The 13,886-nt window shown below is 70.1% G+C and carries 9 protein-coding genes and 1 pseudogene; 5 read left to right on the top strand and 5 right to left on the bottom strand.

What is annotated here, in order from left to right; genetic code table 11:
* Positions 1 to 34: 34 nt before the first annotated feature.
* The 3 genes from glpK to ACLF5H_RS13690 all read right to left on the bottom strand — a co-directional run bounded on the left by glpK (position 35) and on the right by ACLF5H_RS13690 (position 3,559).
* A complete protein-coding gene (gene glpK / locus ACLF5H_RS13700; protein ID WP_421676345.1) occupies positions 35 to 1,573 on the bottom strand; it encodes a glycerol kinase GlpK in 1,539 nt (512 codons plus the stop codon).
* Positions 1,574 to 1,648: 75 nt separating this feature from the next.
* Positions 1,649 to 2,440, bottom strand: a complete 792-nt coding sequence (locus ACLF5H_RS13695; RefSeq protein WP_421676344.1) for an MIP/aquaporin family protein — start codon at positions 2,438 to 2,440, stop codon at positions 1,649 to 1,651.
* A gap of 354 nt (positions 2,441 to 2,794) precedes the next feature.
* Positions 2,795 to 3,559: an IclR family transcriptional regulator gene (locus tag ACLF5H_RS13690; RefSeq protein WP_421676343.1), complete on the bottom strand. Its 765-nt coding sequence runs from the start codon at positions 3,557 to 3,559 to the stop codon at positions 2,795 to 2,797.
* A gap of 313 nt (positions 3,560 to 3,872) precedes the next feature.
* On the opposite strand from ACLF5H_RS13690, the pseudogene ACLF5H_RS13685 reads away from it, so the two are divergent.
* The 3 genes and pseudogenes from ACLF5H_RS13685 to ACLF5H_RS13675 all read left to right on the top strand — a co-directional run bounded on the left by ACLF5H_RS13685 (position 3,873) and on the right by ACLF5H_RS13675 (position 9,309).
* Positions 3,873 to 6,384 (top strand): annotated as a pseudogene (locus tag ACLF5H_RS13685) (homocysteine S-methyltransferase family protein).
* Positions 6,385 to 6,565: 181 nt separating this feature from the next.
* Complete coding sequence (locus tag ACLF5H_RS13680) at positions 6,566 to 7,267, top strand: HAD family hydrolase (protein WP_421676342.1); 702 nt, start codon at positions 6,566 to 6,568, stop codon at positions 7,265 to 7,267.
* 437 nt (positions 7,268 to 7,704) lie between these two features.
* On the top strand, positions 7,705 to 9,309 hold the full coding sequence (locus tag ACLF5H_RS13675; protein WP_421676341.1) for an ABC transporter substrate-binding protein: 1,605 nt from the start codon (positions 7,705 to 7,707) through the stop codon (positions 9,307 to 9,309).
* Between the two features lie 128 nt (positions 9,310 to 9,437).
* On the opposite strand, the gene ACLF5H_RS13670 is transcribed toward ACLF5H_RS13675, so the two are convergent.
* Positions 9,438 to 10,109, bottom strand: coding sequence for a response regulator (locus tag ACLF5H_RS13670; RefSeq protein WP_046423998.1), 672 nt, complete (start codon positions 10,107 to 10,109; stop codon positions 9,438 to 9,440).
* A 14-nt stretch (positions 10,110 to 10,123) separates the two neighbouring features.
* Positions 10,124 to 11,182, bottom strand: a complete 1,059-nt coding sequence (locus ACLF5H_RS13665; RefSeq protein WP_421676340.1) for a PD-(D/E)XK nuclease family protein — start codon at positions 11,180 to 11,182, stop codon at positions 10,124 to 10,126.
* Between the two features lie 149 nt (positions 11,183 to 11,331).
* On the opposite strand from ACLF5H_RS13665, the gene ACLF5H_RS13660 reads away from it, so the two are divergent.
* Positions 11,332 to 12,828 carry a site-2 protease family protein gene (locus ACLF5H_RS13660; RefSeq protein WP_421676339.1) on the top strand — a complete coding sequence of 499 codons (1,497 nt, stop codon included), beginning with the start codon at positions 11,332 to 11,334 and terminating at the stop codon, positions 12,826 to 12,828.
* A 77-nt stretch (positions 12,829 to 12,905) separates the two neighbouring features.
* Positions 12,906 to 13,808: a tRNA (adenine-N1)-methyltransferase gene (locus ACLF5H_RS13655; protein ID WP_037651283.1), complete on the top strand. Its 903-nt coding sequence runs from the start codon at positions 12,906 to 12,908 to the stop codon at positions 13,806 to 13,808.
* Positions 13,809 to 13,886 lie beyond the last annotated feature (78 nt).

Genomic DNA, 13,886 nt, shown 5'->3' with positions numbered 1-13,886 from the left:
CCTCGTCAGAGCGGTCTGCGCGGAAAGAGGCAGCTCAGCTCTCGTCCTCGATCCAGCCCATGGTCCGGTCGACGGCCTTGAGCCAGTTCTTGTACTCACGGTCGCGGGTCTCCGCGTCCATCTGGGGGGTCCACTCGGCGGCCCGGCGCCAGTTGGCGCGCAGTTCGTCGGTGCTGGACCAGAAGCCGACGGCGAGGCCGGCGGCGTAGGCGGCGCCGAGGCAGGTGGTCTCGGCGACCATCGGGCGCACCACGGGCGCGTCCAGGACGTCGGCGAGCGTCTGCATCAGCAGGTTGTTGGAGGTCATGCCGCCGTCGACCTTCAGGGCCACCAGCTCGTCGCCGGAGTCCTTCACCATGGCGTCGGCGATCTCCCGGGTCTGCCAGGCGGTGGCCTCCAGGACGGCGCGCGCGAGGTGCGCCTTGGTGACGTACCGGGTCAGACCGGCGATCACACCGCGGGCGTCGGAACGCCAGTGCGGGGCGAACAGGCCGGAGAAGGCCGGCACGAAGTAGGCGCCGCCGTTGTCCTCGACCGAGAGCGCGAGCGTCTCGATCTCGGCGGCGGTGGAGATCAGGCCCATCTGGTCGCGCATCCACTGCACCAGCGAACCGGTGACGGCGATCGAGCCCTCCAGGGCGTAGACCGTGGGCTGCTCGCCGATCTTGTAGCCGACGGTGGTCAGCAGACCGGCGTACGAGTTGATGATCTTGTCGCCGGTGTTCATCACCATGAAGGTGCCGGTGCCGTAGGTCGACTTGGTCTCGCCCTCGGAGAAACAGGTCTGGCCGAACAGGGCCGCCTGCTGGTCGCCGAGCGCGGAGGCGACCGGGATGCCGCCCAACAGGTCGCCGAGCTTGCCGCCGGTGACCTCGCCGTAGACCTCGGCGGAGGAGCGGATCTCGGGCAGGATGTTCAGCGGCACACCGATCGACTCGGCGATCTTCTCGTCCCACTGCATCGTGTGCAGGTTCATGAGCATGGTGCGCGAGGCGTTGGTGACGTCGGTGACGTGCTGTCCGCCGTTGACACCGCCGGTCAGGTTCCAGATGACCCAGGTGTCCATGGTGCCGAAGAGGATGTCCCCGGCGGCGGCGCGCTCCTTGAGGCCCTCGACGTTGTCGAGCAGCCAGCGGGCCTTGGGACCGGCGAAGTAGGAGGCCAGCGGCAGGCCGGTCTCGCGGCGGAAGCGGTCCTGGCCGACGTTGCGGCCGAGCTCCCGGCACAGGCCGTCGGTGCGGGTGTCCTGCCAGACGATGGCGTTGTGGACGGGCTCACCGGTGTTCTTGTCCCACAGCACGGTGGTCTCGCGCTGGTTGGTGATGCCGATGGCCTTGATGTCGTCGCGGGTGATGCCGGCCTTTTCGACGGCTCCGGCGACGACCTCCTGGACGTTGGTCCAGATCTCGTTGGCGTTGTGCTCGACCCAGCCCGGCTTCGGGAAGATCTGCTCGTGCTCCTTCTGGTCGACGGAGACGATGCGGCCGTCCCGGTCGAAGATGATGCAGCGCGAGGAGGTGGTGCCCTGGTCGATCGCCGCGATGAAGGGGCCTGCGGTGTGGGCGTCGGTCACTGTGTGCTCCTGAAAGGTCCGTGGTTGAGGGGCTGAACGTACGGCGCGTGCGCGAATCCCTTGTGGGGGGTTTCGTCAGAAGGCGACGTTGTAGATACCCGCCGCGATGGCGGCGCCGATCAGCGGGCCGACCACCGGGATCCAGGCGTAGCTCCAGTCGGAGCCGCCCTTGTTGGGCAGCGGCAGCAGGGCGTGCACGATGCGCGGGCCGAGGTCACGGGCCGGGTTGATCGCGTAGCCCGTCGGGCCGCCGAGGGACAGGCCGATGGCCACCACCACGAAGGCGGTGATCAGACCGCCGAGCGCGCCGAGGCCGTTGCCATTGTTGTTCAGGCCCTGCGTGAGGACCGCGAGGATCAGCACGATGGTGCCGATGATCTCCGTGACGAGGTTCTGCACCACGTTCCGGATCTCCGGGCCGGTGGAGAAGATGCCGAGCACCGGGCCCGCGCCCTGCTCCTGGGCCTCGACCGCCTTGGCCGACGTGGCCTGGGCACCAGGACCGCCGACGATCTCCTTGTCGGTGAGGTGCGCGTGGAACTGCCCGTAGTAGGCGAGCCACACGAGGACCGCACCGATCATGGCACCGAGCAGCTGGCCGCCGAGGTAGTACGGAACGTCGCTCCAGTCGCTGTTCTTGATGGCCAGGGCGACGGTGACGGCCGGGTTCAGATGGGCGCCGGAGAGCGGCGCGGAGATGTAGACGGCCGTCATGACGGCGAAGCCCCACCCGAAGGCGATGGCGATCCAACCGGCGTTACGGGCCTTGGAGGCCTTCAGCGTGACAGCGGCGCAGACGCCGCCGCCGAGCAGGATGAGTATGGCGGTACCGAGGGTCTCGCCGATGAAGATGTCGGAGCTGGACACCCGCGACTCCTTTGTCCTTCGTCCAGGGGTAAGCGAACCCCGGTCCCACCGGGGGTTCTGGTGCCCTCGGGGGTGAGAGCGATGCCGGCCCTTGGCGTTGTCACACTCTAACGCGTATTACCGATAGGTGTTCGACAATGCCGACCGATGGACGGGAGTCTCGCTTCGGTGTTACGCGTGCGTCAAGAGTTCTCTTATCGAAAACCGGATCGTTATTGATCGCCGTCGGCTATCACTCTTCGCTACGCTATGTAGTTTTAGCCCCACTTTGTCCACTTCAGGGTAGGCCGAGAGCCGGAACGCCGCCCGGCGTCCCGGTCCTACCCACAACAGAGCGTGATCCCTCGGGGACCCTCAGAACCGCCCGGCGCCCAGGTCCCTGGAGACCGCGCGGGCGCAGTCGCGCACCGCCGCGATCAGCTCGGGCCGCAGCTCGCCCTCCCGGCACAGCCGCTCCACCGCCCCCGTGATGCCGACGGCACCCACGGGCATCCGGCGCCGGTCGTGGACGGGCGCGGCGATCGACGCCACGCCCTCCCACGTCTCCTCCACGTCGGCCGCGTAGCCCCGCGCGCGCGTGAGGTCGAGGATGTGCTCGAACTCCGCCGCGTCGCACACCGTGCGGTCCGTGAACGCCTTGCGCTCGCTCTCCAGCGCCTCGCTGTGCGCCACCGGGTCGTACGCCGCCAGCACCTTGCCGAGCGCCGTGCAGTGCAGGGGCTGCATGGCCCCGATCTCCAGCACCTGCCGGCTGTCGTCGGGCCGGAAGACGTGGTGCACGATCAGCACGCCCTGCTGGTGCAGGACGCCCAGGTGCACACTCTCCCCGCTGGAGCGGGCCAGATCGTCCGTCCACACCAGGGCGCGCGCCCGCAGCTCGTGGACGTCCAGATAGGTGGTGCCCAGGCGCAGCAGCTCCGCGCCCAGCTGATAGCGGCCCGAGGCGTCGTCCTGCTCCACGAAGCCCTCCTGCTGGAGGGTGCGCAGGATGCCGTGCGCGGTGCCCTTGGCGAGTCCGAGCGAAGAGGCGATGTCCGACAGCCCGAGGCGTCGCTCGCCGCCCGCGAGCAGCCGCAGCATCGCGGCCGCGCGTTCGAGCGACTGGATGTTCCGTGCCATCGCCGTACTGCCTCCGTCCCCTTCGACTGCCGAAACACATCTATGGGCGAAGCGCCGCCGACTTCCTGCGCTTCGCTACCACCGTTCGGCAATGTCGAACACTACCGGTCCATGCCGACCTCCCGCTAATGGTCGGTCGACACCTGTTACATCACATGTGGCCCGCACGTGGCGGTGGGGCCATCCGCGTCCGTCACGTGGACGCCGGTGCCCATCCAAGCCCACTCCCGGTTAGTCTGGCGCCGTGCGGCCCTCCCACCTGCCGTGGGGCACCGCATAGCCGACAGCCGTCGCACCTTCAGGGAGCCCTTACATGGCCTCGTTGCCAACGTCCCCTATCGCCGACAGCCGGACCCGTGCGTCCGCGCTCCGAGAGGCGCTCGCCACCCGTGTGGTGGTCGCCGACGGAGCCATGGGCACGATGCTCCAGGCCCAGGACCCGACCCTGGACGACTTCCAGCAGCTCGAGGGCTGCAACGAGATCCTCAATCTCACCCGTCCCGACATCGTCCGCTCGGTCCACGAGGCGTACTTCGCCGTCGGCGTCGACTGCGTCGAGACCAACACCTTCGGCGCCAACCACTCCGCCCTCGGCGAGTACGACATCTCCGACCGGGTCCACGAACTCTCCGAGTCCGGCGCCCGGGTCGCCCGGGAGAGCGCCGACGCGTTCACCGCCCGCGACGGCCGCCCCCGCTGGGTCCTGGGCTCCATGGGCCCCGGCACCAAGCTGCCCACCCTCGGCCACGCGCCCTACCCCGTGCTGCGCGACGCCTACCAGGCGAACGCCGAGGGACTGATCGAGGGCGGCGCCGACGCGCTGCTCGTGGAGACCACCCAGGACCTCCTCCAGACCAAGGCATCCGTCATCGGCGCCCGCAGCGCCCTGGCCGCCCTCGGCCTGGACCTCCCGGTGATCGTCTCCGTCACCGTCGAGACCACCGGCACCATGCTCCTCGGCTCCGAGATCGGCGCGGCCCTCACCGCGCTCGAGCCGCTCGGCATCGACATGATCGGCCTCAACTGCGCCACCGGCCCGGCCGAGATGAGCGAGCACCTGCGCTACCTCGCCCGCAACGCGCGCATCCCGCTGTCCTGCATGCCCAACGCGGGCCTGCCCGTCCTCGGCAAGGACGGCGCCCACTACCCGCTGACCGCCCCCGAGCTGGCGGACGCCCAGGAGACGTTCGTCCGTGAGTACGGCCTCTCGCTGGTCGGTGGTTGCTGCGGTACGACTCCCGAGCACCTGCGCCAGGTCGTGGAGCGGGTGCGGGGTCTGACCCCGCCGACGCGTGACCCTTCGGCCTGAACCCCGCCGCCCGCATCCTTCTCAACAGCGTCTTCCTGGACGAGTGCGTCAAGGCCGGACTCGACTCGGCGATCGTGCACGCCTCCAAGATCCTCCCCATCGCGCGTTTCAGCGAGGAAGAGGTGCGAACGGCGCTCGACCTCATCCACGACCGGCGCGCCGAGGGCTACGACCCGCTCCAGAAGCTGATGCGGTTGTTCGAGGGGGCGACGGCGAAGTCGCTGAAGGCGGGCAGGGCCGAGGAGCTGGCCGCGCTGCCGCTGGAGGAGCGGCTCAAGCGGCGGATCATCGACGGTGAGCGCAACGGCCTGGAGGCCGACCTGGACACCGCGCTCCAGGACCGCCCCGCCCTGGACATCGTCAACGAGACGCTGCTGGAGGGGATGAAGGTCGTCGGTGAGCTGTTCGGCTCGGGCCAGATGCAGCTGCCGTTCGTCCTCCAGTCCGCCGAGGTGATGAAGGCCGCGGTCGCCCACCTCGAACCCCACATGGAGAAGTCCGACGCCGACGGCAAGGGCACCACCAGGGCGAGGTCCGCTACGCCCGCGACGCCTTCGAGGGCCTGCGCCTCATGGACGCCCTCATCGGCGTCAAACGCGGCGTCCCCGGCGCCAAACTCCCCGAACTCAAGCAACGCCGGGTCCGCGCCACGGCCCCCGTCGAGGTGACCGAGCGCCCGGAGGAGGGGCACGTCCGCTCCGACGTCTCCACCGACAACCCGGTACCCGCCCCGCCGTTCTGGGGCACCCGCGTCATCAAGGGCATCCAGCTCAAGGAATACGCCTCCTGGCTCGACGAAGGCGCCCTCTTCAAGGGCCAGTGGGGACTGAAACAGGTCCGCACCGGCGAGGGACCGTCGTACGAGGAACTGGTCGAGACCGAGGGCCGGCCCCGGCTGCGCGGACTCCTGGACCGGCTCCAGACCGAGAACCTGCTCGAAGCGGCCGTGGTCTACGGCTACTTCCCCTGCGTCTCCAAGGACGACGACCTCATCGTCCTGGACGAACAGGGCAACGAGCGCACCCGGTTCACCTTCCCGCGCCAGCGCCGCGGCCGCCGCCTGTGCCTGGCCGACTTCTTCCGCCCGGAGGAGTCCGGCGAGCGGGATGTCGTCGGCTTCCAGGTCGTCACCGTCGGCTCCCGCATCGGCGAGGAGACGGCCAAGCTGTTCGAGGCCAACGCCTACCGCGACTACCTCGAACTGCACGGCCTGTCCGTCCAGTTGGCCGAAGCCCTCGCCGAGTACTGGCACGCGCGCGTGCGCACCGAACTCGGATTCGGCGGCGAGGACCCCGCCGACATCGAGGAGATGTTCGCCCTGAAGTACCGCGGCGCCCGCTTCTCCCTCGGCTACGGCGCCTGCCCGGACCTGGAGGACCGCGGCAAGATCGCGGCCCTGCTGGAGCCCGAGCGGATCGGCGTCCACCTCTCCGAGGAGTTCCAGCTCCACCCCGAGCAGTCCACGGACGCCATCGTGATCCACCACCCGGAGGCGAAGTACTTCAACGCCCGCTGAGGCATATGCCAAGGGCACGGAGAAGCGTCCCTCGGGCCACGCCCGGGGACTTTCGGGATACCCCGGGCCACCAGCGATAAACGAAGCGCTTCGCCGCGCGGAGTCGTACACTGGTCGGTCCACCGCAGGCCGGTTCCCCGCAGGGGAGCCGGCCTGAACGTCCCTCAAGGAGGTGCGCCGGATGACCAGCACGGTCCCCGCGCTCGGAACCCGTTCGGCCGAAGGATCCGCCCTGCAAGCGGTCCTCCTCGACATGGACGGCACCCTGGTGGACACCGAGGGCTTCTGGTGGGACGTCGAGACGGAGGTCTTCGCCGCCCTCGGCCACACCCTGGACGACTCCTGGAAGCACATCGTGGTCGGCGGCCCGATGACCCGCAGCGCCGGCTTCCTCATCGAGGCCACCGGCGCCGACATCACCCTCGCCGAACTCAGCGTCCTGCTCAACGACGGCTTCGAGGCCCGCATCAGCACCGGCCTGCCCCTCAAACCCGGCGCCGCCCGGCTGCTCGCCGAACTCCACCAGCACCGCGTCCCCACCGCCCTCGTCTCCGCCTCCCACCGGCGCATCATCGACCGCGTCCTCGCCGTCCTCGGCCCGCACCACTTCGCCCTGTCCATCGCCGGCGACGAGGTCACCCGCACCAAGCCCTTCCCCGACCCCTACCTCCTCGCCGCCGGCGGACTCGGCGCCCACCCCGCCAGATGCGCCGTCGTCGAGGACACCTCCACCGGCGTCGCCGCCGCCGAGGCCGCCGGCTGCCGCGTCGTCGCCGTACCCTCCCTCGCCCCCATCGGCCCGGCCGAACGACGCACCGTCGTCCCCTCCCTCGAACACGTCGACCTCGCATTTCTGCGGGGCCTGATGACGGAAATGCCCTAGCCGTTCACCCAGCGTGCAAAGGCCATTGACCGCGGCCCTCAAATAACCGCGGAAGTACGCCCAAGGGAATTCACCGCAAGTCGGCACGGCCGAATTCGACCGCCGTCCCGCGCAGTTGAAGATGTGACGTTCGCCACCCCGAAGGGTCTCGACAAGGTCTGACGAGTATGCAGACCGGCCCGGTTCGACCGGGAGCGGCACGCCCTTGTGTCCCGATTGATGAGACGCTGCACTAATCCTGCCACTGTCGGGTTTTCGGTGTGTCCACACCCGGTTTCACAGCGTGATGGAGAGTCAACTCACGCGGCTGTGAACGCCCCACGGGGCGCGGACTAATCTCGTCGCGAGAACATCACCGAAGAAACCCCCGTACTCCGCCGCGCGCCACCCATGCGCGCCGGAAACACGGACCCGAACAGCTCTGGAGAAACCCCCGCATGAACCGCAAGACTCTGGTGCTGCCGGCGGTGGCCGGCCTGCTCACCCCGGTCCTCGCCGCGTGCGGCGGATCGGGCAGCGGGAGCAAGGGCGGCGACGCCATCGTCGTCGGCACCACGGACCGGTTCACCGTCACCAAGGACGCCCCCGCTCCGGTCGACCCGGCCTACGCCTACGACGTCGGCAGCTGGAACCTGCTGCGCCAGACCGTCCAGACCCTCATGGCCGAGCCCAAGGGCGAGGGCGACCCGGTCCCGGACGCGGCCGAAAGCTGCGGCTTCACCGACAGCGGCAGCGAGCGCTACGCCTGCAAGCTGCGCGAGGGCCTCACCTTCGCCAACGGCGACCCGGTGACCGCCCAGGACGTCAAGTTCTCCATCGAACGCGCCCTGCACATCAAGGCCGACAGCGGTGTCGCCTCGCTGCTGAACACCATCGACACCATCGAGACGCAGGGCGACCGCGAGGTCGTCTTCCACCTCAAGACGGCCGACGCCACCTTCCCCTACAAGCTGTCCACCCCGGTCGCGGGCATCCTCGACCCCAAGGACTACCCCAAGGGCTCCCTGCGCGACGGCTTCCACCTGGACGGCTCCGGCCCGTACACCTTCCAGGCCGAGGTCAAGGACAACGCGATCGTCAGCGTCACCTTCACCAAGAACCCCCACTACAAGGGGGCCCAGACGGTGAACAACAACAAGGTCGTGGTCCGCTCCTTCGCCGATGCCGACGCCATGGGCGCCGCCATCGACAAGGGTGACATCGACGTCATGACCCGCACCATGTCGCCCGCCCAGATCCAGAAGCTGGACTCCGGCAGCGACGACAACGTCGACCTCGTCGACATGCCGGGCCTCGAGATCCGCTACCTCGCCTTCAACACCAACGCCCCCACGGTGAAGTCCAAGGCCGTACGCCAGGCCATGGCCCAGCTCATCAACCGCGGCGAACTGGTCTCCAAGGTCTACGGCACCGAGGCCGAGCCGCTGTACTCGCTGGTCCCCGCCACCGTCACCGGGCACTCCAACTCGTTCTTCAACAAGTACGGAAACCCCAGCGCCGCCAAGGCCAAGAACCTGCTCACCAAGGCCGGCATCACCACCCCGGTGAAGCTGACCATGCACTACACGACCGACCACTACGGCACGGCCACCAAGCAGGAGTTCGAGGTCCTGCAGAAGCAGCTCAACGACAGCGGCCTGTTCGACGTCACCATCCAGGGCCACCCCTGGGACTCCTTCCGCCCCGCCGAGGAGAAGGGCCAGTACGACGTCTACGGCATGGGCTGGTTCCCCGACTTCCCCGACGCCGACAACTTCCTCGCGCCGTTCCTCGACAAGGACAACTTCCTCGGCTCGCCGTACTCCAACAGCGACATCCAGCGGAACCTGATCCCGCAGTCCCGCCGCGACGCCAACCGCCTCTCCGCCGCGGACAGCCTGACCAAGATCCAGGACACCGTCGCCGAGGACGTCCCGGTCCTCCCGCTGTGGCAGGGCAAGCAGTACATCGCCGCCCGCGACGACATCACGGGCGTCGCCTACGCCGTCAACTCCTCCTCCACGCTCCAGCTCTGGGAGCTCGGCCGGGGTGTCAGCGGCTGACCCGCCGACCACGACGGCGGCAGCGCCGACAACGGCGAAGGGCGCCCCTCTCCCCGCGAGGAGAGGGGCGCCCTTCGCCGTCGTACCGAACAAGCCCCCGGCGACCGGCCGTCGGCAGCCCGCGCCGCCTACTGCGCGCCGGGACGCACCAGACCGCTCTCGTACGCGTACACCGCCGCCTGCACCCGGTCCCGCAGACCCAGCTTGGTCAGCACATGCCCGACATGCGTCTTGACGGTCGTCTCGCTGACGAACAGATCCGCCGCGATCTCCGCGTTGGACAGCCCCCGCGCCACCAGCTTCAGCACCTCCACCTCACGGTCCGTGAGCGTGTGCAGGGTGTCCGGAACCGGCTCCTCGCCCGAGGGCAGATGCGTCGCGTACTTGTCCAGCAGCCGGCGCGTGATGCTCGGCGCCAGCATCGCCTCACCGCCCGCCACCACCCGGATCGCCTGCACCAGCTCGTCCGCGGGCGCGTCCTTGAGCAGGAAACCGCTGGCACCGGCGCGCAGCGCCTCCACCACGTACTCGTCCAGATCGAAGGTCGTCAGCACCAGCACCTTCGCCGGGCCGTTCCGCTCCGGACCGCTGATCTGCCGGGTCGCCTCCACCCCGTCCATCCGCGGCATACGGATGTCCATCAGCACGACATCCGGCTGCAGGGCCCGCACCTGATCGAGAGCCTGCAGGCCGTCACCGGCCTCGCCCACGACCGCGAGATCCTGCTCGGCCTCCAGGATCATCCGGAAACCCGTACGCAGCAGGGGCTGGTCGTCGACCAGTAGGACGCGGATGGCCACGTGACACTCCTTCGCTATTCCGCGCCCATTCTGCCCTGCGGCACATCGCCCGCCTCCCGCGCCCTCACCGGCAGCGGATACGGCGGGGGAGTGCCCCCGAACTCCGGGCAGTGCGCCTGATGATCGCACCAGCCGCACAGCTTCGTCGGACGCGGCCGCCACTCCCCGCTCTCCGTGGCCTCGCAGATGGCGTCCCACAGCGCGCGCAGCCTGCGCTCCACCCGCTCCAGATCGGCGAGCACCGGATCGTACGTCCGCACCTCGCCGCTGCCGAGATACACCAGCTGGAGCCGGCGCGGCACGACGCCCTTCAGCCGCCACACCACCAGCGCGTAGAACTTCATCTGGAACAGCGCGCCCTCGGCGTACTCCGGCCGCGGCGCCTTGCCCGTCTTGTAGTCGACGATCCGCACCTCGCCGGTCGGCGCCACGTCCACCCGGTCGATGATGCCGCGCAGCCGGGGCCCCGACTCCAGCTCGGTCTCCACGAACAGCTCCCGCTCGGCGGGCTCCAGGCGGGTCGGATCCTCCAGCGTGAACCAGCGCTCCACCAGCCGCTCGGCCTCGCCAAGCCAGCGCGCCAGCCGCTGCCCGTCCGGATCGTCCGCGAACAGCTCCGCCAGCTCCGGGCGGCTCTCGCGCAGCCGGTCCCACTGACCCGGCACCAGCGCCCTGGCCCGCGGCGCGGTCCGCTCCCCGGCGGGCGCGTCGAACAACCGCTCGAGCACCGCGTGCACCAGAGTGCCCCGCGTCGCCGCCTCGCTCGGCTTCTCCGGCAGCCGGTCGATCACCCGGAACCGGTACAGCAGCGGACACTGCATGAAGTCACCGGCGCGGGAGGGCGAGAGCGAGGTCGGCGCGGCGGCGGGGCGCGGGACGGGGACCGCGCAGGGGGCGGCCTCGGCGGCCTCGACGGTCGCCGGAGTGGAATCGGCGGCCGAGGCCACAGGGGCGGGCTCCCGCGTCGCCACGGCGCTCGCCGCCACGGCGCCGGTCGTCGCGTCCGCCGCGGGCGGATCCGTCGGCTCGGGACCGCTCGCCGCGGCTCCCGCCTCCTCGAAGCTGGTGTCCATGTCCACAGACCATACGGCCCACCACCGACAGTGACCCGGTGCGAACACAAGGGGTGCCGGGGCGAAACGTGCCACCACGGCCGCATACCATCGATCAGAGACCCTTCCGCCCCAAGAGGCGCGGAAGACGCTTCGAACGAGGGGACACCGTGGACGTGAGCGGCGCGAGCGGGCAGCCGCGGTCCGGCGACGATCAGCCGACCGACCACCCCGCAGTCCCAACGCCCCCGCCGCCGGCCTCCGAGGCCCCGGCACCGACGGAAGACGGCCAAGACACGGACACCGTCGGCCCCGAGACCGAGACCGAGACGCCCGACACCGGCGCGGGCGAGGCCGGGGCGGACAAGGCCGAGGCCGACGGGACCAAGACCGCCGAAGGCCCCCGCGACCCCGCCACCGACCCCCACGAAACCCACCGCACCCTCGCCCACACCGAACCCCCCACCGGCCCCACCCCCGGCATGGCCAAGGGCGAACCCCCGCGGCCCCCCAAGGAACCCGGCGGCGGCATCCTCATGGGACGCCCCTTCGGCGTACCCGTGTACGTCGCGCCGAGCTGGTTCCTCGTCGCCGCCCTGATCACCTGGGTGTTCGGCGGACAACTCGACCGGGTACTGCCCGAACTCGGCGCCGCCCGATACCTCGTGTCACTGTTCTTCGCGGTCGCCTTCTACGCCTCCGTACTCGTCCACGAACTCGCCCACACCGTCGCCGCGATCCGCTTCAAACTCCCCGTCCGCCGCATCCAGCTCCAGTTCTTCGGCGGCGTCTCCGAGATCGAGAAGGAAGCCGAGACACCGGGCCGGGAATTCGTCCTGGCCTTCGTCGGCCCCCTGCTCTCCCTCGTCCTCGCCGGACTCTTCTACCTCGCCATGAAGCCCGTGCAGCCCGGCACCGTCCCCGGCGTCCTCCTCGCCGGCCTGATGGTCTCCAACCTCATCGTGGCCGCCTTCAACCTGCTCCCCGGCCTCCCCCTCGACGGCGGCCGGATGCTCCGCGCCGTCGTCTGGAAGATCACCGGCAAACCCATGAGCGGCACCGTCGCCGCCGCCTGGGTCGGCCGCGCCCTCGCCGTCGCCGTCCTCGTCGGACTGCCCCTGCTCAACTCCTCCGGCGGCCTCGGCGGCGGCACCGAGGAAACCGGCGGCATGGACACCGTCACCGACGCCCTGCTCGCCGCCATCCTCGCCGCCATCATCTGGACCGGCGCCGGCAACAGCCTGCGCATGGCCAGGCTCCGCGAACACCTCCCCGAACTGCGCGCCCGCACCCTCACCCGCCGCGCCGTACCCGTCGAGACCGACACCCCCCTCTCCGAAGCCCTGCGCCGCGCCAACACCGCAGGCGCCCGCGCCCTCGTCGTCGTCGACGCCGACGGCCACCCCCTCTCCCTGGTCCGCGAGTCCGCCATCGTCGGCGTACCCGAACACCGCCGCCCCTGGGTCCCCGTCAGCAGCCTCGCCCAGGACCTCACCGACGCCATGCGCGTCTCCGCCGAGCTGTCCGGCGAAGAACTCCTCGACGCCCTGCGCGCCGCCCCCGCCACCGAATACCTCGTGGTCGAGAACACCGGCGAGATCTACGGCGTCCTCTCCGCCGCCGACGTGGAACGCGCCTTCGTCAAGGCCATGGCACGGCCCAGCTAGCGGCCCGGCGGACCGCCCCGCCCCCGACGCCCCCCGCGCCGGTCAAGCGCCCGGCGGGGACCCGGTAGTCTGGTCACATGTCCGAACCGACCGGTGCCGCCCGCAGGCGCGGGCCCTTCAAGGTCGGGGACCAGGTACAGCTGACCGACCCCAAGGGCCGCCACTACACGTTCACGCTCGAAGCCGGAAAGAACTTCCACACCCACAAGGGTTCCTTCCCGCACGACGAACTGATCGGTGCTCCCGAGGGCAGCGTTGTCCGCACCACCGGCAACGTGGCCTACCTCGCGCTGCGCCCCCTGCTCCCCGACTACGTCCTGTCCATGCCCCGCGGGGCAGCCGTCGTCTACCCGAAGGACGCGGGGCAGATCCTCGCCTTCGCCGACATCTTCCCCGGCGCCCGCGTCGTGGAAGCCGGCGTCGGCTCCGGCTCCCTCAGCAGCTTCCTGCTGCGAGCCATCGGCGACCAGGGCATGCTGCACTCCTACGAGCGCCGCGACGACTTCGCCGACATCGCCCGGCAAAACGTCGAACGCTACTTCGGCGGCCCCCACCCCGCCTGGCAGCTCACCGTCGGCGACCTCCAGGACAACCTGTCCGACACCGACGTCGACCGCGTCATCCTCGACATGCTCGCCCCCTGGGAATGCCTGGAAGCCGTCTCCAAGGCACTCGTCCCCGGCGGCATCGTCTGCTGCTACGTGGCCACCACCACCCAGCTCGCGCGCACCGTGGAATCCATCCGCGAGATCGGCTGCTTCAACGAGCCGACCGCCTGGGAGACCATGATCCGCAACTGGCACATCGAGGGCCTCGCCGTCCGCCCCGACCACCGCATGATCGGCCACACCGGCTTCCTGCTCACCGCCCGCCGCCTCGCCGACGGCGTCGAGCCCCCCATGCGCCGCCGCCGCCCCGCCAAGGGCGCCTACGGCGAGGACTACGCGGGCCCCAACGCCGACGGCGGCACCGGCCGCTGAGCCGACCGCACCCGGCACAACATCAGGGCGCCGTGCCCGAGTTCCCCGACCGACCGGGGAACTGATCGGAAGAGCACA

Origin of the sequence: Streptomyces sp. LaBMicrA B280 (assembly GCF_049222185.1) — a bacterium.
In the GTDB taxonomy this organism is placed as follows: Bacteria; Actinomycetota; Actinomycetes; order Streptomycetales; family Streptomycetaceae; genus Streptomyces; species Streptomyces murinus.
Note: the sequence above shows the minus strand (reverse complement) of the source record. Positions and strands in the feature narration are given on the sequence as shown.